The organism is Chelativorans sp. M5D2P16 (assembly GCF_034427935.1).
GTDB lineage: Bacteria > Pseudomonadota > Alphaproteobacteria > Rhizobiales > Rhizobiaceae > Chelativorans.
Map to the genome: position 1 here is coordinate 87970 of NZ_JAXQNM010000013.1, position 19948 is coordinate 107917.

At 65.0% G+C, this 19948-nt stretch carries 17 protein-coding genes; 5 read left to right on the forward strand and 12 right to left on the reverse strand.

What is annotated here, in order from left to right; translation table 11 throughout:
* The first annotated feature begins 82 nt into the window (after positions 1-82).
* Positions 83-889 (forward strand): YiiX/YebB-like N1pC/P60 family cysteine hydrolase, encoded by an 807-nt coding sequence (locus tag SIN08_RS07685; RefSeq protein WP_322450986.1) that lies wholly within the window; start codon positions 83-85, stop codon positions 887-889.
* Positions 890-965: 76 nt separating this feature from the next.
* Here the strand turns inward: SIN08_RS07685 and SIN08_RS07690 are convergent, their stop codons facing one another.
* From SIN08_RS07690 to SIN08_RS07700, 3 genes are read right to left on the reverse strand one after another with little or no spacing between them, the layout of a single operon-like run.
* Complete coding sequence (locus SIN08_RS07690; protein WP_322450987.1) at positions 966-1955, reverse strand: Hsp33 family molecular chaperone; 990 nt, start codon at positions 1953-1955, stop codon at positions 966-968.
* Complete coding sequence (gene argF / locus SIN08_RS07695; protein ID WP_322450988.1) at positions 1952-2866, reverse strand: ornithine carbamoyltransferase; 915 nt, start codon at positions 2864-2866, stop codon at positions 1952-1954. The genes SIN08_RS07690 and argF overlap by 4 nt, the downstream gene beginning before the upstream one ends.
* Positions 2863-4086 (reverse strand): aspartate aminotransferase family protein, encoded by a 1224-nt coding sequence (locus tag SIN08_RS07700; protein WP_322450989.1) that lies wholly within the window; start codon positions 4084-4086, stop codon positions 2863-2865. Before SIN08_RS07700 ends, argF begins: the two co-directional genes overlap by 4 nt.
* Positions 4087-4470: 384 nt before the next feature.
* Here SIN08_RS07700 and SIN08_RS07705 point away from each other — a divergent pair, with 384 nt between their 5' ends.
* Positions 4471-4992 (forward strand): GcrA family cell cycle regulator, encoded by a 522-nt coding sequence (locus SIN08_RS07705; RefSeq protein ID WP_322450990.1) that lies wholly within the window; start codon positions 4471-4473, stop codon positions 4990-4992.
* Positions 4993-5147: 155 nt separating this feature from the next.
* Positions 5148-6530 carry a DHA2 family efflux MFS transporter permease subunit gene (locus SIN08_RS07710; RefSeq protein WP_322450991.1) on the forward strand — a complete coding sequence of 461 codons (1383 nt, stop codon included), beginning with the start codon at positions 5148-5150 and terminating at the stop codon, positions 6528-6530.
* Positions 6531-6538: 8 nt separating this feature from the next.
* On the opposite strand, the gene phoU is transcribed toward SIN08_RS07710, so the two are convergent.
* The 3 genes from phoU to SIN08_RS07725 all read right to left on the reverse strand — a co-directional run bounded on the left by phoU (position 6539) and on the right by SIN08_RS07725 (position 10840).
* Positions 6539-7270, reverse strand: a complete 732-nt coding sequence (gene phoU, locus SIN08_RS07715; protein WP_322451270.1) for a phosphate signaling complex protein PhoU — start codon at positions 7268-7270, stop codon at positions 6539-6541.
* A gap of 109 nt (positions 7271-7379) precedes the next feature.
* Entirely contained in the window at positions 7380-8642 is a 1263-nt protein-coding gene (gene phoR / locus SIN08_RS07720) for a phosphate regulon sensor histidine kinase PhoR (protein WP_322450992.1), read from the reverse strand.
* A 155-nt stretch (positions 8643-8797) separates the two neighbouring features.
* Positions 8798-10840 carry a glycosyltransferase family 2 protein gene (locus tag SIN08_RS07725; protein ID WP_322450993.1) on the reverse strand — a complete coding sequence of 681 codons (2043 nt, stop codon included), beginning with the start codon at positions 10838-10840 and terminating at the stop codon, positions 8798-8800.
* Positions 10841-11227: 387 nt separating this feature from the next.
* On the opposite strand from SIN08_RS07725, the gene SIN08_RS07730 reads away from it, so the two are divergent.
* Positions 11228-12070: a transporter substrate-binding domain-containing protein gene (locus tag SIN08_RS07730; protein WP_322450994.1), complete on the forward strand. Its 843-nt coding sequence runs from the start codon at positions 11228-11230 to the stop codon at positions 12068-12070.
* Here the strand turns inward: SIN08_RS07730 and SIN08_RS07735 are convergent.
* Together SIN08_RS07735 and SIN08_RS07740 are read right to left on the reverse strand one after the other, a co-directional pair.
* Entirely contained in the window at positions 12064-12888 is an 825-nt protein-coding gene (locus SIN08_RS07735; RefSeq protein ID WP_322450995.1) for a sterol desaturase family protein, read from the reverse strand. The genes SIN08_RS07730 and SIN08_RS07735 overlap by 7 nt on opposite strands.
* Before the next feature lie 52 nt (positions 12889-12940).
* Positions 12941-13357, reverse strand: coding sequence for a tellurite resistance TerB family protein (locus SIN08_RS07740; protein WP_322450996.1), 417 nt, complete (start codon positions 13355-13357; stop codon positions 12941-12943).
* A 133-nt stretch (positions 13358-13490) separates the two neighbouring features.
* Between SIN08_RS07740 and SIN08_RS07745 the strand changes: the two genes are divergently transcribed.
* Positions 13491-15146 carry a lysine--tRNA ligase gene (locus SIN08_RS07745; RefSeq protein ID WP_322450997.1) on the forward strand — a complete coding sequence of 552 codons (1656 nt, stop codon included), beginning with the start codon at positions 13491-13493 and terminating at the stop codon, positions 15144-15146.
* A 230-nt stretch (positions 15147-15376) separates the two neighbouring features.
* On the opposite strand, the gene SIN08_RS07750 is transcribed toward SIN08_RS07745, so the two are convergent.
* From SIN08_RS07750 to SIN08_RS07765, 4 genes are all read right to left on the reverse strand, one after another.
* Positions 15377-16018, reverse strand: coding sequence for a helix-turn-helix transcriptional regulator (locus SIN08_RS07750; RefSeq protein WP_322450998.1), 642 nt, complete (start codon positions 16016-16018; stop codon positions 15377-15379).
* Between the two features lie 69 nt (positions 16019-16087).
* On the reverse strand, positions 16088-16723 hold the full coding sequence (locus SIN08_RS07755) for a 2-hydroxychromene-2-carboxylate isomerase (protein WP_322450999.1): 636 nt from the start codon (positions 16721-16723) through the stop codon (positions 16088-16090).
* A 47-nt stretch (positions 16724-16770) separates the two neighbouring features.
* Positions 16771-17331, reverse strand: a complete 561-nt coding sequence (locus SIN08_RS07760; RefSeq protein WP_322451000.1) for a thioesterase family protein — start codon at positions 17329-17331, stop codon at positions 16771-16773.
* A 392-nt stretch (positions 17332-17723) separates the two neighbouring features.
* Positions 17724-19946 (reverse strand): FAD-dependent oxidoreductase, encoded by a 2223-nt coding sequence (locus SIN08_RS07765; RefSeq protein ID WP_322451001.1) that lies wholly within the window; start codon positions 19944-19946, stop codon positions 17724-17726.
* Positions 19947-19948: the final 2 nt, after the last annotated feature.

The window sequence follows — 19948 nt, forward strand, 5'->3', positions numbered from 1 at the left end:
TGCTGAACGTTACAAGCGCGAGGGACGTCCCGCCCGGTCGGACTGAAAACCGAGGCGGTCGGGCGTTGTGCGGGGCGGCGGCATGAGCGCCTCCGTCGATCGTCTGCTCGACCGGCTGGGGCACTTCCTGGCGAGGCGCCTCGAGGTCGAATCGTCGGGCTATCAGCCCTACACGCCCTCGGATCCGGAAACCCTGCACCGCACGTTGCAACCCGGCGATGTCCTGCTCGTCGAGGGCAATCAACGGCTTTCTGCGGCGATCAAGTATCTCACCCAATCTACCTGGAGCCATGCGGCTCTCTTCGTCGGCGACGTCCTGCCGCCGCCCGAAGACGGCACGGAGCGCCCGCGCCTGATCGAGGTCAATCTCGGCGAGGGCTGCGTGGCGGTGCCGCTGTCGAAATACCGCACCTACAACACCCGCATCTGCCGGCCGAGCGGGCTCACGCCCGACGACCGCGAGGCCATCATTGTCTTCATGGCGGAGCGGCTCGGGCTGAAATACGACATGCGCAACATCATCGACCTAATGCGCTATTTCCTGCCCACGCCGCCGGTGCCGGTGCGCTGGCGCCGGCGCATGATCGCGCTCGGCTCCGGTGATCCCACCCGCGCCATCTGCTCCTCGCTGATTGCCCAGGCGTTCCAGTCCGTCGCCTATCCGATCCTGCCGCGGGTAAGGCGCGCGCCCGGCGAGGCGGCGGCCGAATCCACCTATTCGCGCCGGGAAATTCTCGAAATCCGCCACCATTCGCTGTACACGCCGCGCGATTTCGATCTGTCGCCCTATTTCCAGATCGTCAAGCCAACACTCGCCTTCGGCTTCGACTACAAGATGCTCACATGGGCGGAAGCGGGTGAAGAGGAGGCGCGGAAGAAGGCGGGCTGAGGGGAGCGGTCGGCCCGCCGTCACTGGTCGGGCGGGAGCAAAATGCGCTCGCCGGGCGGAAAAGTTCGCGCCCCGCTCAGCTATCGAATTCCTGCGGATCGAAGAGATATTCCTTGGCGCAGAACTCGCAATTGACGCGGATCACGCCGTCTTCAGTGCTCTCGGCGATCTCCTCGGCCGTGAAGCCGTCGAGGATGGATTTGATCTTCTCGCGCGAGCAGGAGCAGTCGTCGATGACGTCCACGCCCTGGTAGACCCGCACCCCCTGTTCATGGAACAGGCGATACAGCAGCCGCTCGACGCCGACCGACGGGTCGAGCAGCTCGTCCGCTTCCACGGTGCCGAACAGCGCCAGCGCCTCCTGCCAGGCGTTGTCTTCGGGGTGGCCGCCGCCGACATCGTCCTCGTCGCCGTCGCCGCCCGGCAGGTCCGCCATGCGGCTGCGCTCGGGCGCCGAGGGCAGAAACTGCATGAGCATCCCGCCGGCCCGCCAGCGCTCGGCGCCGCCGCCCTCGCCGGGCACGACGATGCGCGCGACCCCGAGACGCACATCCGTCGGGATCTGTTCCGACTGGCGGAAATAGCTGCGCGCCACTTCCTCCAGGTCGGAACCGTCGAGTTCGACGACGCCCTGATAGCGCTGCATATAAGCGCCCTGATCGATAGTCAGCGCCAGGACGCCGGTGCCGAGCAGCGCCGCGGGTGAATCCGCGCCCTCGGCCGTCGCCTGCTGCAGGCGTTCGTCGTCGAAATGCGCATAGGCGCGTACGGAGCCGGGCGTGGCGAAGTCGGCCACCAGCATGTCGACCGGCCCGTCCGAGCGCGTCTGGACGATGAACTTGCCGTCGAACTTCAGCGCGCTGCCGAGCAGCACGGTCAGCACGACCACCTCGGCCAGAAGCCGCGCGACCGGTTCGGGATAGGCGTGCCGGTCCAGGATCTGGTCCAGCATGGGTCCGACCTGCACGGCGCGTCCGCGCACGTCGAGCGCGTCCACGTCGAAGGGCACGACGTGGTCGTCGCCGGCGAAGCCGAACTCTCCCAGCTTGATGCTCTGCTCGCTCACGGCGTAAGGCACCAGACGAGTATCGACTTTTGCGCGTGAAGACGGTTTTCGGCCTCGTCGAAGACCACCGAGTGCGGGCCGTCGATCACGCCGTCGGTCACCTCCTCGCCGCGATGGGCGGGCAGGCAATGCATGAACAGGGCGTCCTTGCGGGCGTGCTGCATCAATTCCTCGTTCACCTGATAGGGCTGGAAGACGTTGTGACCGCGGGCGCGGTGTTCCTGCCCCATCGAAACCCATGTGTCGGTGAAAACGCAATCGGCCTCGCGCACCGCCTCCGGGGCGGAATGCGTCAGCGTTACACGGCCGCCATTCGCTTTCGCCCACTCTAGATAGTGACGATCGGGCTCGCTTCCAGGCGGGGTCGCCACGTTGAGCCGGAAACCGAAGCGCGCGGAAGCCTCCACCAGCGAATGCAGGACGTTGTTGCCGTCGCCGCTCCAGGCGAAGAGCCGGTCCTTGACGCTGCCGCGATGCTCCTCGAACGTCATCAGATCGGCCATGATCTGGCAGGGATGCGTGTCGTCCGTCAGCCCGTTGATGACGGGCACGGTGGCATTCTCCGCCAGTTCGAGCAGGCGCTCGTGGCTCGTGGTGCGGATCATGATCGCGTCGACATAGCGCGACAGGACCTTGGCCGTGTCGGCGATGGTCTCACTGCGGCCGAGCTGCATTTCCGTGCCCGTCAGCATGATCGTCTCGCCGCCGAGCTGGCGCATCCCGACGTCGAAGGAAACGCGGGTGCGCGTGGAGGGCTTGTCGAAAATCATCGCCAAGGCCTTGCCGACGAACGGCCTGTCGAGCGCGCCCGCCTTCAGCCTGTCCTTGCGCGTGCGCGCGTCAGCGAGCATGGAGCGCAGATCTGCGGTCGATACGGTGGCGATGTCGATGAAATGACGCGGTGTCGTCATGCCTGGCTTTTCTCCCCTGCGGCCGGCAGAATCTCCTCCGCGCTGCCCGTCGTGACCGCCTGCATGGCGGTGCGTATGCGCCCGAGCGCCTCGTTGACCTCCTCGTCGCTCACATTGAGCGGGGGCAGGAGACGCAGCACGTTCTCGCCAGCCGGCGCGCACAGGAACTTCTCCTCCCGCAAGGCGCCCTGAAGCACGGCATTGGGAATCTTGCAGCGAATGCCCAGCATCAGCCCCTCGCCCCGGATTTCCTCGACGATATCGGGGAACTCGTCGGCGAGCGCGGCGAGCCCCTGCTTGAGCAGCAATCCCTTGCGGGCGACCTCCTCGAGGAAACCCTCCTCCAGAATGATGTCGAGCACGGCGTTGCCGACCGCCATCGCCATGGGGTTGCCGCCGAAGGTGGTGCCGTGCACGCCCGGAGTCATGCCCTTGGCCGCTTCTTCCGTCGCCAGGCAGGCCCCCATGGGGAAGCCGCCGCCGATGCCTTTTGCGATGGCCGCGATGTCCGGCTCGATCCCGGACCACTCATGCGCCAGCAGCTTGCCGGTGCGCCCGACGCCGCTTTGCACCTCGTCGAGAACGAGAAGCAGGCCGTGCCTGTCGCACAGTTCGCGCAGCTTGCGCATGGCTCCCAGGGACAGCCGGCGAATGCCGCCTTCGCCCTGGACGGGCTCGACGAGAATGGCTGCCGTATCCGGCGTGATGGCTTTTTCCACCGCTTCCATGTCGCCGAAAGGCACCTGGTCGAAGCCTTCCACCGCGGGACCGAAGCCTTCCAGATATTTCTTCTGGCCACCCGCGGCGATGGTCGCCAGCGTGCGGCCGTGGAAGGCGCCCTCGAAGGTGATGATGCGGGTGCGGTTCTCCGCGCCGTTGACGAAATGATAGCGCCGCGCCGTCTTGATCGCGCATTCGAGAGCCTCGGCGCCGGAATTGGTGAAGAAGACGCGGTCGGCGAAGGTGTTCTGCGCCAGCCGTTCGCCCAGCTTCTGCTGGCCGGGAATCTCGTAGAGGTTGGAAACGTGCCACAGTCGCCCCGCCTGGCCGACGAGCGCGGCCACCAGATGCGGGTGGGCATGTCCGAGTACGTTGACGGCGATGCCCGCGGCGAAGTCCAGATAGCGCGTGCCGTCCGCCGTAATCAGCCATGAGCCCTCGCCACGCTCGAAGGCGAGGGGGAGGCGAGCATAGGTTTCGTAGAGCGCCGGGCTGCCCATGATTTTACTCCGAAGCGCCTGCAGGGTGCGGCCGGGGCATGCCGCTGGCAGGCCGATGAAATCAAAATGCCGCCCGAGGGGCGGCACACGGTTTATATCAGGGTTTTCCGGCAGGAAGTCAACGAAAGACGCGGGCGTGCACGGTCGACGGGGTCGCGCCGGCGGGGCGGCCCGTATTCGTCCAAGTTGGGGAAAACCTTGGAAAGAGATTCGCGGCGCCTGCCGGACTCTTGTCAGCGAGTCAACCGATAATGTAGTTTAACCAGCGTAACGACTAGATTTCGTGCGGCGGACCATCCTACCTGCGTATATGTGGTGTCTTCCCGGCTGGAGCTGGGCGGAGACCCACCCGGATTCCGCCCGCGTGCACAGGAGCACGTCCTTATGAACTGGACCGACGAGCGTGTCGAGCTGTTGAAAAAGCTTTGGGCGGAGGGCCTGAGTGCCAGTCAGATCGCGGCGCAACTGGGCGGCGTCAGCCGCAACGCGGTTATCGGCAAGGTGCACCGGCTGAAGCTTTCCAGCCGCGGCCGCGCCACTTCCACGGCCCCGCGGCAAAAGACATCGGGTTCGAGCGGCGGCGGCACGCGCCGTCAGCAACGCAGCACGCGGCCGGTCGCCACCTCCGTGGGCGCCACCGCGCTCAAGGTGCGCTTCGAGGAGGATGCCGTCGCCTATCAGGATCTTCGGCCCGTCGAGGATGTGGTGGTGCCGATCTCGCGCAATCTTCAGCTCGTGGAACTGACCGAGCGCACGTGCAAATGGCCGAACGGCGACCCGCTGGAGACCGATTTCAGCTTCTGCGGCAACGATACCGGAGAAACGGGGCCCTATTGCACATTCCATTCCAGGCTTGCCTATCAGCCGGCGGGCGAACGCCGGCGAACCCGACAGGGGCGGGGTTGACCGCGGGGTAGGGGAGAAACTGAGGCGGCAGCGCTGATGCGCATGCCGCCTCTTTTTTTGCGCCGAAGGAACAGCCAGCCGGCGTGCGTGTGCCCTTTGAAGAGCTTGTCTGAACCATTGACGCCGCTTTCATCGGCGGCGAGACATGCCGGCGCATGCAGTTGAAGACCGACATCGAAAAGCCACCGCGCATACCCGCCCGCGTCTGGCGGATCGCCGCCGTGACCGGCGCCGGCGCGTTCATGGCCATGCTCGATTCCACCGTGGCCAATCTCGCGCTGGAGACCATCCGCGCAGATTTCGGCGCGACATTGCCGGTGGTACAATGGGTGGCGAGCGGGTATCTCATCGCGCTTGCCGTATCCCTTCCGGCGACGGGCTGGCTCGGCACTCGCTTCGGCTATGGCCGGGTCTGGGCGGCATCGCTGTTGATTTTCGTCGCGGCGTCCATCTTGTGCGCGCTGGCGCCCGGGCCATCAAGCCTCATCGCCGCCCGTTTCATCCAGGGGCTCGGCGCCGGACTGATGGTGCCTGCCGGCCAGGCGGTGATCGGTGCCACTGCTGAGCGTAACCAGCTCGGCCGCCTCATGGGCGTGCTCGGCTTGGTCGTCGCGCTCGGTCCGGCGCTCGGCCCTGCGGTGGGCGGATTCCTGCTCGAGGCGGTCTCGTGGCGATGGTTGTTCTGGATCAACGTGCCGATCGGGCTGGCCGCCCTCTTGGCCGCGCGCGGGCTGGTGCCGCCGGGCGCGCGGGACACTGGACGCACGCTCGATCTCTACGGGCTGGCGCTTCTCGTTTTCGGACTTCCCCTGCTGCTTTATGCAGCCACGGAGACCGGCACCGGCAAAATCTCGATAGGCCTGATGACGGCTTGCCTGCTCGGCGCCGGCCTTGTTGCGGCGTTCGTGGTTCACGCCCTGCGGACGCCCCGCCCCCTCATCGACTTCAAGCCGATCCGCCGGCCGGCTTTCGCAGCCGCCATGGCGACGGCGGGGCTGACGGGGGTCAACATGTATGGCGGCCTGTTGCTCGTTCCGCTCTATCTCCAGCTGCCCGTCGCCCAGGGCGCCGGTGAAACGGGGTTGATGCTGCTTGCCATGGGCCTCGGCTCGGCCTTCGTCCTGCCGGTCGCCGGCACGCTGACCGACCGCCACGGCCCCGGCCTGGTGGCGCTCGCGGGGGCGGCGCTTCTCGTCGCGACGACCCTCCCCTTCCTGGCGCCGGAGCCTTTGCCGGTGTCTTTCCTGGCGGCCGCGCTTATCGTGCGGGGCGCCGGGCTGGCCCTGGCGCAGATGCCGGCCATGACCGCGGCCTATGCCGCCGTCTCCGCCGAGGAGATGGGCGATGCCGCGACGCTGGTGAACGTTGCGCAGCGCATCGGCGGCGCCACGGGCGCAATTCTCGTCGTCGTCCTGCTTTCCCGGATCGATACCGGAGCCTACGGCGCCGCCTTTGCGGCACTCACCGCCGTTTCGCTCGCCACGCTCGGCACGGCCGCCTGGCTCCGCCGGCATACCCGGCAGGCAAGGACCGGCTGAGCCCGCAATCAGCGCTCGCGCGGCTCGTCGGACGCCGGCGCGGTGACACGGTGGCTCTCGTCCTCCTTGGGCCGCTCGGGCGGCAGGATCGTGCCGGTGATGATATGATAGACGGTCTCGGCGATGTTGGTGGCGTGGTCGCCGATCCGCTCGATGTTCTTGGCGCAGAAGATGAGATGCGTGCAGGCGGTGATGTTGCGCGGATCTTCCATCATGTAGGTGAGCAGTTCGCGGAACAGCGAGGTGTACATCGCGTCGATCTCTTCATCGCGATCGCGCACGAAGCTGATCTTCTCCGCCGAGCGCGAAGCGTAGGCATCGAGAACGTCCTTGAGCTGCGTCAGCGCCAGGTCGGACAGCGCCGAAATGCCGCGGAAGAGCCGCGGCGGCTGCCGCGTCTCGGCAACCGCCGTCACCCGCTTGGCGATGTTCTTGCCCATATCGCCGACGCGCTCGAGGTCGCCGGAAATGCGGATCGCGCCGAGGATCTCGCGCAGATCGGCGGCCATCGGCTGCCGCTTGGCGATGACGACCACGGCCTTTTCGCCGATCTCGCGTTCCTTCTCGTCGAGAAACGCATCGTCCTCGACCACCTTTCGTGCCAGCTCGATGTCGCCGCTCACCAGCGCTGCGACCGCCTGCTCCACCATGCGCTCGGCATAACCGCCCATTCCGCCGATCTGGTTGGTCAGGAAACGCAGTTCCGTATCGAAAGAGTGCGTTATGTGCTGGCTTTGCATTGGCACCGAGCTTCTCCTGGGCAAATCACCCCCGACCTTGGTAGGCTATCCACATGACGGGAACAAGAAATAGGCGCGACCGGCGCGGATGCCAGTGTGCCGGCCGTCCTTATTCCGGGGGGAAGATGACGGTGAAGGAAGAGCCCTCGCCGACGCGTGAGCGGATCGACAGGCGAGCGCCGTGCCGGGCGAGGATGTGCTTGACGATCGAAAGGCCGAGTCCGGTGCCCTTCTGGGCGCGGCTGTTCTCAACGTCGACCCGGTAGAAGCGCTCCGTGATGCGCGGGATATGCTCTTCGGCGATGCCCGGTCCGAAATCGGTCACCGTCACGCGTTTCGAGCCGTCCTGCTCCGCTGCCGTCGCCGTAATCACCACCCGCCCGCCGGAGCCGCCATATTTGCAGGCGTTCTCAAGGAGGTTTTCGAAGACCTGCACCAGCCCGTCGCGATCTCCCTGAACCTCCACCGGTGCCTCGGGCAGGTCGAGCTCGATGGCGACATTGGATTCGGCCGCCAGATGCGCCATGGAATCGCGCACGGATTCGAGGAGCTGCTTCAGGTCGATGTGCTCGCCACCCTTCATATGGGACTTTATTTCCAGGCGCGAGAGCGACAGAAGATCGTCGATCAGCCGGGCCATGCGCGCGGTCTGGTCCTGCATGATCTGCAGAAAGTTCTCGCGTGCGTCCGGATCGTCGCGGGCCGGCCCGCGCAAAGTCTCGATGAAGCCGGCGATGGAGGCGAGCGGCGTCCTCAACTCGTGGCTGGCATTGGCGATGAAGTCCGCGCGCATGCGGTCTATGCGCCGTGCCTCGCTCTGATCCTTGAACAGAAGCACGAAAAGGCCCGACCCCTCGCCGATCGGCATCGCCGAGACGCGATAGGCCCGCTCGATCGGCACGCGCTCGGTGTAATCCGTGGCAAAGGGACCGGAACCTCCTTCGAGCACGCGAGCGATGAAGTCGTGCATCTCCGGGGCACGGAAGCGCAATTGCAGGGATGTGCCTTGTACGGTGGAGCCGAACGCGGTCCTTGCCGCCTCGTTGGCATAGACGACGGTGCCTCCCTCGTCGAACACGTAGAGGGGGTCCTGCACGGCCGCCGCCAGGTGGAGCGCCGGCAGCGTGCCCAGGTCCCGTGTCAGGGCGTCGTCGCCCTTTTCGGGCATGCCTTCGCGCCTCTTGCCCGGAAAGAAGGCGGCGACCGCCAGCACGAAAGCCACCGCGAGCGCCGCCGCCGCGCCGCTGCCGCCCACGAAGAGATCGAGCGCCAGCAACGCCGCGGATGCGGCGGCCAGAATGTACCAGTTGCGGGCCAGGCGCCTCAGCGCGGCCTTTGCGCTGCCGCCCCGCGCGGCATCTTCCTTCTTCATTCAAGCACCCTGGTTCAAGGGGGATTGCACCGGAACTTATCGATGACGTTCTAGCATCAACCTACCGCCGCGAGGGAATCGGTTTATGAACAAGGACGAACCGCCGATACATCGGCGGTTCAAGACGTTTTTGTCAGAAGTATCGACTTGGAGGCTTAACCCCGATCCCCGGCAGTTTCCAAGGCTGTCTGGGACTTCGGCATTCGTGCCGATGGTGAACCGACCGGGACGTTCGACGCACCCCGCCTCTTCCGGGGGACGGGCCCGGCGGATCTCGGCCGGTTCGGGCGATGCGGCGTCTTTTCCCACAGGTGTGGCCGGCGGTAGAGATGCCAGATGGCACGCCACCCCGCAATGGACAACAGCAGCCAATAGGCCGGGGTGAGCAAGGCCAGTTTCCACAGCCTCGGCCGCTCGGTGTTGCGCAGCGTCCACCAGCCGAGCGCTAGGAACGCACCATATCCGAACAGGAGATTGATCGCGTCGAGCAGGAGGAGCGCACGTGAATGATAAAGCAACGTGCCGTGGAGCGCCCAATGGAGGGCAAGGCCCAAAACGGTCACGACGAAGACGGAGTTGGCAAGCACGGAAAGCAGCATTCCGGCCGTGAGCACCTGAGTGGCCAGAAAGGAGTGCGACCCCAGATCCCGCCAGAGTGCGCCGACATCGCGCATGTGGACCAGCCAGGTCTGCGCCCACCCCTTGAACCAGCGGGTGCGCTGCGGCAGCCAAACCCCCGCCGTCGCAGGGGCATCCTCGTAGGTGGGAAAGGTGATCGTGTCGGTTTGATAGCCGAGCCTGTGCAGGCGCAGACCCAGATCGGCGTCTTCCGTCACGTTGTAGGGGTCCCACCCGCCGACGCACTCGAGCACCGAACGGCGGAAGTGGTTCGAGGTGCCGCCCAGCGGCATTGTCAGCCGGTTGCGCCCAAGCCAGGGCAGAAGCCCGTTGAACAGCGCCGAGTACTCGAAGGCGAACATCGAGGAAAGCCAGCTTTCGCGGCGGTTGGAGATCAGCAACGGTGCCTGCAGGCAGGCGAGTTCCTCCCCGCTTTCACGGAAGCGTTGCCATGCCTGGACCAGTTGGAAGGGGTGCGGCCGGTCCTCCGCATCATAGAGCACCAGCAATTCGCCCGTCGTCATCGGCAGCGCGTAGGACAGTGCCTTCGGTTTCGTGCGGGGGCCTTCGGGCGGCACTTCGATGATCTCGATGTAGGAGCGCAGCTTTTGCGCCCGCAGGGCTTGCAGTGTCTCGTGATCGTCGCTTTCGCACACGAGCTTGATTTCAAGCTTGCTGCGCGGCCAGACCAGCCGCCCCAGCGCCACCAGCAGATCGGGGACAACCTCTGCTTCCTTGTAGAGCGCGACGAGAACCGTATAGACCGGCATCTCGTCCGTGCGCACGGCCTTGAGTGGTGGCGAAGGGCGCTGTCCGCGCATGGCACCGGCGACGATGACTCGCAGCATGACGCAGGACAGGAAGAAAAGCGACAACAGGACATGCAGCGCCAACAGCGACGGGACCGGCCACAATGCCAGCGATGCGAAGAGCGCCACGGCGAAGGCACCCAGCACCGCGCCCTGCCAAGGGACGAGGACGAAGCGCGCCGAGAATTCCGGCATCCGGTCGAACAGGTCCTGGATGGCGATGCGGGACAGGCTTCTCCGCGCCAGGCGCTGGACCGCCGAACGCAGCACCGAAGGCGGAACGATGCGGATATGCCGAGCGATCCGCGGGTGGCGTCGCAGATATGCGCGCATAGCGGCGATATCGATGCGCTCCGGCGCGATCAGGAGCAAGGTCTGACCATCATTGTCGATAGCCGCCGCATTGCCGACCCCGCCGATGCGGCGCAGTGCGGCAAGACAATGATGCTGGCGCATGATCAGGCTGGCGGGGCGGATTTCCGGTACGAAACCGACGCCGAGCGCACGGGCCAACGTGCGATAGAGATCGTCCTCATCGATCAAGCCGGAAACGGCCAGCTCCCTCTGAAAGGGCACGCCGGCAAGCCGGCCGCGCGTTTCCACCGCCTGAAGCTCGTGATAGGCGATGCCGAGCTGCTCCAGCAGCGGCCACCAGTCGGCCAGACCCGACGGCCGGATTGGCACCGCGGGCGGGATATCCGCCGAGCGGTGTTCGCCGGCGCGATTGCGGAACGGCTCTCCAGTTCCCTTGCTGGCACCCGGCACAAACATGGTTCACCGTAAGAACAAGTGCGTGAACGCCGCGGGCGTGATATCCCGATGCGAGTCAGAACATGAACGAAAATGACGAGAAAGAAGAAACGATTTGCCGCGACGCAACAGACTCGTCACGCAACGGCTCCTGTGCGACCGTCATACGGTACAACGGTCGCCAGACTCCTGGATATCTCTTTGGCAATGTCGGCCCCCCAACTTCTCCCCCGAAGCCGGCCGTCCCTCTCCTCCGGCGGTTATAAGTTCATAATGTGAAATTTAAACCTTTCCGTCAATGGGCCTTCGGTTTTGCAAGGATATGGTGCATGGTTGACTTGGTCGTCTCTTCTTCAAAGGACTCCTCCTTCGCTTGCGTCTATTTCATTTCTGTGGAGATTTGACGGCTTGCGCCCCTTTGCCGCTGCTGTCCTGACCGGAATCCTGCTGTGCACTACGGCCCAGTTCCTGCGTGCCGGGACGGAAGTCCCCCATGTCTGGGATTCGAAACAGTCGGTGAGCCGCCCGGACGTTTCAGGCCTGACCCGCCTGCGCTTCCTGACGACGACGGATTTCTTTCCGTTCAATTTCCTTGATTCCGAAGACCGCCTCGTCGGCTTTCACGTGGACCTGGCGCGCGCAATCTGCGACGCGCTGGAGCTTGCCGAGCGCTGCCAGATACAGGCCCTGCCCTTCGAGGAGCTGGAAAGCGCACTTGAGGCGGGCGAGGGCGAAGCGATCCTGGCGGGTCTGGCGGTCACGCGGGAGGCACGTGACCGATACCGGTTCTCCCGGTCCTATCTGCAGTTCCCGGCCCGTTTCGTGACCCGCCGCGATTCAATCTTCCAGGGCCCCGCTTACGAGGCGGTCGCGGACCGGCGCGTGGGCGTTATGGCCGGCACTGCGCATGAAGAGATGCTGCGTGACTTGTTTCCCGGGGCGCGCGCCGTCACCTACACGCGCGAGGCGTGGCTCTTCGAGGATCTGCAGGCGGGAGAGATCGATGCCGCCTTCGGCGACGGGATGCGGCTGTCATTCTGGCTCGCCGATACGGAGGCCGCCGGCGGCTGCTGCGCCTTCGCGGACGGGCCGTATCTTGCACCGGAATATCTGGGCCGCGGGATGGCCATCGCCGTCCGCCGGGACGCGCCGGCGCTCGCCGATGCGCTCGATTACGCCTTGCAGCAAATCGAGGAGAGCGGCACGTTCGAGGAGCTTTACCTGCGCTACTTCCCGATCGGCTTCTACTGATCGCGCTTCAGTGCCCTGAAGGGCAGGGCGAGCGCCCAGAGGAACCCTGCCGCAACCGGCCCGCGATATTCGCGCAATCCGATCTCCATGCCGCCGTGGCCGCGGCTCGGCTGGTCCACATAGGTGCGGAACAGGCGGTCCCAAAAGGGAAAGTTGAAGCCGTAGTTCGCGTCGGTTTCGCGGCGGATGCTGGAGTGGTGCACGCGGTGCATGTCCGGCGTCACGACGACCAGGCGCAGTACGCGGTCGAGCGGCTTCGGGATGGCGATATTGGCGTGGTTGAACATCGACGCGCCGTTGAGCACGATCTCGAAGATCAGGACCGCCAGCACCGGCGCTCCCAGCGCGACCACGACGCCGGCCTTCCATAGCATGGAGATCAGGATCTCGAGCGGGTGGAACCGCAACCCCGTCGTGAGGTCGAAGCCGTTGTCGGCATGATGCATGCGGTGAATGCGCCACAGAATCGGAATCTTGTGGCTGGCGACATGCTCCAGCCATACGGCGAAATCGAGCACGACGAAGGCGACGATACCGGCCGCAAGCGGATCGAAGCCGAAGTAGCGGAAGAGCCCCCAGCCCTGCGTCTCGGCCCACAGGGCAGCGCCGACGGCGGCGGCCGGAAAGACGACCCGCAGGATGGCGGCGGAGATGACCAGCAGCAAGAGATTGGTGAACCAGCGCCGCGTCTTCCAGGCGCCGGCCATTTCCGCCCGTTCCAGCCGCGGCGACCAAAGCTCATACGCCGCCATGGCGACGAAAATGCCGGTGAAAGCCGCAAGGCGGATAGCGGCCTCGGACAGGATGAATGCGTCCATGCCTTCTTATCGCGCGCCGGCCGCCTCCAGGCCACTCACATGTGCTTGAGCCTCACGCCAGGCTGCGGTGGCGGGCCCGTGCGGCCCGCTCGATCGCCGCGGCGACCAGCGGCTCGATCTGCAGGCGGCCGCGGACGATCTGCAGCATCCGCTTTTCCTCCGGCTCCACGTGCAGGTCGGCCGCCGCGACTTCGACCGCCAGCGTATAGGCCGTGTCGTGGAGCCGCGCCGGCACGACGTCATGGATTGTCCCGAGGATGCGTTCGAGCCCGTCGTCCTCCTGCAGAATCTGCTGGCACTGGCGCGCCACTTCGATGATCCGGTTCTCGTCGAAACCGCGGAACACCGGCAGCGTCTGGATCACGCGGCCGATGCTGCCGAGTTCGGCGTCCGTCATGTCGCGATCGGCCGCCGACATGATGACCATCAGGTAGATCAGCGCCTCGTGGGTGGACGGCTGTAGGCTCATTCTTCACCTGCTCCTTTTGCGGCGAAGGTAGGCGGTGCGCCTTGCCGCCGCAACGAAAAATCCATGTCTCGATTGACGCACCGGCGGCCCAGCCTTAGACCAGCGCCGACATACACCCTCTGGAAAACCGGATATGACGACAACAAACGCGCTCGAACTCACGCCCGATGTGATCGCGGCCGCGGCCGAAAGCAAGGCCTGGCCTTTCGAGGAGGCGCGCAGGATCGTCAAACGCTACGCGGGGCGCGGCTATCCGGAGACGGTGCTGTTCGAGACCGGCTACGGCCCGTCCGGCCTGCCGCATATCGGCACCTTCGGCGAGGTGGCACGCACCTCCATGGTGCGCCATGCCTTTCGCGTCCTCACCGAGGACAGGGTGAAGACCAGCATCATCTGCTTTTCCGACGACATGGACGGCCTGCGCAAGGTTCCCGACAACGTACCCAACCAGGAGATGCTGCGCGCCCATCTCGGCAAGCCGCTAACGCGCGTGCCGGATCCGTTCTCCAACGAATTTCCGTCTTTCGGGGCGGCCAACAATGCGCGCCTGCGCGCCTTTCTCGACCAGTTCGGATTCGATTACGAATTCGCTTCCTCGACCGACTACTACACTTCCGGGCGCTTCGACGAGACGCTCCTGAAGCTTCTGGAGCGCTATGAGGAGGTCATGGCGATCATGCTGCCCTCCCTGCGCGAGGAGCGGGCGCAGACCTATTCGCCCTTCCTGCCCATCCATCCCGAGACCGGGGTCGTGATGCAGGTGTCGATCGAGGAGCGCAATGTCGATGCCGGCACGATCGTGTGGCGCGACCCGGAGACGGACCGGCGCTTCGAAACACCGGTCACCGGCGGTCGGGCCAAGTTGCAGTGGAAGCCGGACTGGGCCATGCGTTGGGCCGCGCTGCGCGTCGACTATGAGATGTCCGGGAAGGACCTGATCGACAGCGTCAAGCTCGCCTCCCGCATCTGCACCGCGCTCGGCGAACGCCCGCCGGAGGGCTTCAACTACGAGCTGTTCCTAGACGAAAAGGGCCAGAAGATATCGAAGTCCAAGGGCAATGGGCTGACCATCGACGAATGGCTTGCCTATGCCCCGACGGAGAGCCTGTCGCTCTACATGTACCAGAAGCCGAAAACGGCGAAGAAGCTTTATTTCGACGTGATCCCGAAGGCGGTGGACGAGTATTATTCATTCCTGTCCGCCTACCAGGCGCAAGACTTCAATAGCCGGCTCAACAACCCTGTCTGGCACATCCACGACGGCAACCCGCCGGCGATCGACCTGCCGGTACCGTTCGCGCTTCTGCTCAACCTTGTCAGCGTGTCCAACGCCCACGAGAGGGGTGTCCTTTGGGGCTTCATCTCGCGCTATGCACCCGGTGTCACGGCCAAAAACCACCCCGAGCTCGATCGGCTGGTCGGCTACGCGATCCGCTATTTCGAGGACTTCGTGAAGCCGGCAAAGGAGTTTCGCGAACCCGACGGGGTGGAGCGTCAGGCGCTGGCCGCGCTCGCCGAAGCACTCGCCGCGCTGCCCGCCGATGCCGACGGCGAGGCGATCCAGAACGCCGCCCTCGACGTGGCGCGCGGCATCGAGCGCTATCAGGACCACAAGAAAAAGAGCCCGAGCGGCGGCCCGGGCGTTTCGGTGGCCTTCTTCCAGATGCTCTACCAAGTCCTTCTCGGCCAGGAGCGCGGCCCCCGCTTCGGCTCCTTCGCCGCGCTCTACGGCATCGAGGAGACGCGGGCGCTCATCGAGAAGGCATTGGCAGGAGAATTGACGGCGTGACTGTGGCGTGTGCCTGCCCTCGTCCTTCGACAGGCTCAGGATGAGGGAGAGGCAAGCTGCGCTCCGCGCACGATTAGAGCAGGGTGCGCTCACATTCGTTCGCTTGGCTGCTCTATCTGTTTGTTTTCGCCGCATTTGTGCCACGCCAAGTGATTCCACTTGGCTGCAAAATGCTCTAGCGTTGAAGGGCAGACGCAAAGGCCAGTCCTCATCCTGAGCCTGTCGAAGGACTACTGTCTGGCCCAGACGATGCGGGCGATCCATTCCACCTCGTCGGCGGAAAGCACGCGGTTGGGATGGTCGGGATTGAGCGACAAAAGCTCGATTTCCCCCGCGCTGCGGCGCGCCAGGATCTTGGCCATGACTTCGCCGTCGATGGTCTTGGCGACGACGCGGTCGCCACGGCGCACGGCGGCGGCGGGCTCTATCACGAGCACATCGCCGTCGCGGTAGAGCGGCAGCATGGAATCGCCCTGCACCTCGAGCGCATAGGCGCCTTCGCTGACTTTTCCCGGCAGTTCGACCTCCTCCCAGCCGTGGCCGGCCGGGAAGCCGGCATCGGTGAAGAAGCCACCGGCGCCGGCCTGGGCGAAGCCGATCAGCGGAACGCAGGGGCGCGGGGGGCGTCGCTGCGCACCGGCCGCCCCTTCCATGAGCGCCATGAAGTCATCCAGCGAGACACCGGTTGCGGCCATGACCTTGGCCAGGGACTCGGTCGAAGGCCAGCGCGGCCGCCCGTCGCATGAGAAGCGCTTGGAGCGGTTGAAGGCCGTGGAATCGAGGCCCGCCTTCTTGGCCAGCCCCGAAGCGGAGAGCGAACAGCGCGCCGCCAGCGCGTCGATTGCCGCCCACACTTTGTCGTGCGAAAGCACGCTCGCTCCTCCGCCATGCAATCGTAGACAGGAAAAAATGCCTGTATACGGGTTCTACTCCCTCTCGGCTTACTTGTCCATAAAGGGCGCAGCGGAAAAGGGCTTGCGCCCGCTGGCGAGCACGTGGTCGAGATATTCGACCCGGTCCTGACCCCAGAAGACCTCGCCGTTGAGTACATAAGCCGGCGCGCCCACGGCATCGGCGGCGATCGCCTCCTCCGTGTTCCGGGCGCGGATGGCCGTCGTCCCCGGCGCCACGGCCGCCATCAGGATCTGCTCCGCGTCGAAGCCTTCATGACGCAGATAGCCGGCCAGCACCGCACGGTCGGCGATGTCCTCCTCGTTCGCCCAGAGGGCAGCAAAGACGCGCTCCATATAGCTCAGCGGATCGTGCCCGGCCTCGACAAGCGCGATTATCGTGTGGTCGGCAAGCGCCGGGTTCACCGGCCAGTATTTCGGCTTCGGGTTGATCGGCATGCCGCGGTAGTCCGCCACGCGCTGCAGCTCGATGAAGCGGTAGCGCTGGCGCACCGGCGGGCGCTTGGCCGGCGGAACGGCGCCGGAATTCTCGAACACCTTCAGAAGATCGAACGGTTTCACCCGGATCGAAGCCCCGTGCTTCTGCGCCACCGCGCGCAGGGTCTGGTGGCCGAGATAGGAGAAGGGCGACATCGTCGTCATGTAGTAGTCGATGGTGTTGGGCATGGAAGCCTCCGATCAGGTGCCGATCTCGCCAAGGTAGAAGGCGTCGGCTAGCCGGAAAAGGGCAGAGGCTCCTTTTTTGCGATGGTGCGCAAGCCTTGATGCGAGGTCATGAAGGCCTGCTCCGCCTCGTTCGGCGGGCGCGGGGGTGCTTCATTGCCAAGCATTCGCATCACCTCGCCCACCTGCAGGAAGGCGCGGTTGCGGAAGTCGTAGACGCCGCCGGTCGTCAGGATGATGGCGCCGGTGCGGCCGTCGGCCAGCACGAAGCGGTGGCGGCCGATGATCTGCGTGCCTTCCCAGGTCTCCAGCGTCGAGACGATCTCGAAGCGCTGCCACAGGCGGATCTCTCGTACATAGGCCACCTGCAGGCCACCCAGAAGCGGTCCCCACCCCTTGCGCCGAGCGGTCGAGATGAGGCCGCTGCGGAAGAAGATGTCCATCCGCCCGACATCCGCCAGCATCATGTAGCGGGCGTTGTTCAGGTGGAAGTTCATGTCGACGTCGCTCGGCAGGCAGCGAAAAGCCAGCCGGCTCTCATCGCCGACCTTGAAGCGCCCGCGGCGGCGGCTTGCCGCTGCGACCCGCAGGAGCCGAAACCAGACATACATTTATGCGATCCGGCCTAAGGGCCATTGATCGGATGAGCGCGGCAAGCGGGCTCCTCTCTTGCGGTTTCTAACACCTAGCCTCCGGCTAAGATGTTGAAATCGCTTTCTCCCCCGCAAGGGGGGAGATACGCTTGCACCATCGCTTCCGCCAATCGACAGCATCGATGATTTGCAGAAACGCTCGGGCGTGCGCCTATCTCCCCCTCCTGAACTTGTCGAAGGGGACGGGGGAGTTCCTCGACAAGCTCGGAAGCAAATTCCTGGGCTTAGCAAAGCTAAGTCCTTGGAATTTGCAAGAGAGGGGGCCAGCGCCACAGTCACGTCCTTCATCTCAATAGACCCTCGAAACTTCAAAGGAACCAGCCCGCGGCCGGGCCGGCCTTCATCGCCTGTCAGGCGGCCTTCTTCGTCGCGGCGGGATCCTCGTGCGCGAAGCGTGTATAGAAGGTTTGGCTCTTCTCCGCCATGTCGAGAAGAAGCTTCGGCGGCTTGAACTGCCTGCCGAATTTTTTCTGCAACCGCTTCGCCCGCTCAACGAAATGCTCCGCGCCGATCCCGTCGATATAGGACAGGACTCCCCCCGTGTAGGGCGCGAAGCCGAAGGCGAGGATCGAGCCGACATCCGCTTCGCGCGGGTCCGTCACGATCCCTTCCTCCATCACGCGCGCGGCTTCGAGCGCGATGGTGAAGAGCAGCCGGTCCTTGATCTCCCCGACATCGATCTCCTCCGGCGCCTTCTGCGGGTAGAGCTCCGTGAGCCCCGGCCACAGATGCTTCTTCGCCGGCTTCTCGGGGTAGTCGTAGAAGCCCTTGCCGTTCTTGCGGCCGCGCCGGCCGTGCTTGTCGACCATCGTGTCGATCAGTTTCATGTGGCGGGGATCGACCGCCTTCTCGCCCAGGTCGCGGATCGTCTGCTTCATGATCTTCTGGGCGAGATCGATGGCCGTCTCGTCGGTGAGCGCCAGCGGCCCCACCGGCATGCCGGCCATTTTGGCCGCGTTCTCGATCATGGGCGCCGGCACGCCCTCGTTCAACATTGAATAGGCTTCCTGCATGTAGCGCAGCACGCAGCGGTTGACGTAGAAGCCGCGCGTATCATTGACGACGATGGGTGTCTTCTTGATCGCACGCGCATAGTCCATGGCGACGGCCAGCGCCTTCTCCCCGGTGTGCTTGCCCATGATGATCTCGACCAGCATCATCCGGTCGACGGGCGAGAAGAAGTGGATGCCGACGAAGTTCTTCGGCCGCTTCGAATTCTGCGCCAGCGAAGTGATGGGAATGGTCGAGGTGTTGGAGGCCAAGATGGCCGAGGATTTCAACACCGCCTCCGCCTTCTCGGTGACCTCCTTCTTGACCGCAGAGTCCTCGAACACCGCCTCGATCACCAGATCGGCGCCCTCGAGCCGGTCATAGTCGGGCGTGGCCGTGATCAGCGAGAGCAGCTTTTCCTTTTCTGCCTCCGTGGCGCGGCCCTTCTTGATAAGGCCGTCCATCAGGGCGGCCGAATGTGCCTTGCCCTTGCCGGCCGCCTCCTGGTCACGATCGATGAGGACCACCGGAATGCCCGCCTTCGCCGTAACATAAGCGATGCCCGCACCCATGAAGCCGGCGCCGAGCACGCCGATCTTCTTGAACGTCTTCGCCGGCACGTCCTTTGGCCGGCGTGCGCCCTTGTTGAGAGCCTGCAGCGAGACGAAAAGCGAGCGGATCATCGCCGCCGCCTCGCGCGTCTGCAGGATCTCGGTGAAATAGCGCTGCTCGATTGTGAGCGCCGTGTCGAAGGGCACCAGGAGCCCCTCATAGACGCATTTCAGGATGGCCGTGGCGGCAGGATAGTTGCCGTAGGTCTCGCGGCGCAGGATGGCGATTGCCGGCGGCCAGAGATTGGCGCCGGCGGCCGAATAGACCGGCCCGCCCGGCAGCTTGAAGCCCTTCTCATCCCAGGGCTGCACGGGGCTGAGGCCATCGCGGATCATCTTCTTTGCCGCGTCCACCAGCTTCTTCGCCGGCACCACCTTATGCACGAGACCCATGGCCTTCGCCTTCTGCGGCGACAGGGTCTTGCCCGTCGTCAGCATCTGCAGGGCTTCCTGCGTATCGGCGAGCCGCGGCACGCGCTGGGTGCCACCGGCACCGGGGAAGATGCCGACCTTCACCTCCGGCAGGGCCATCTTCACGTGATCGCCCTCGGCGGCAATGCGCCCGTGGCAGGCGAGCGACAGTTCGAAAGCCCCGCCCATGCAAGTGCCGTTGATGGCCGACACCCAGGGCTTGCCTGAGGTCTCCAGCTTGCGCCAAAGCCAGCCCATCCGCCCGGCACCGTCGAAGAGGAGCTTCACCGCCTTTTCGCGATCCTTCCCCTTCTCCTTTTCGAACCGACCCAGCATCGCCTGGAGCATGGTAAGATCGGCACCGCCGGAAAACGTTTCCTTGCCGGAGGTGATGACGGCGCCCTTGACAGCCTCGTCCGACGCGAGGCGGTCGACGATCGCCTCCAGCTCGTCCATCACCTCCTCGGTGAAGACATTCATGGAGCGGTCCGGCATGTCCCAGGTGACGAGGGTGATGCCGTCGGCGTCGGTCTCGACGGTAAAGTTCCTGTAATCAGCCATGT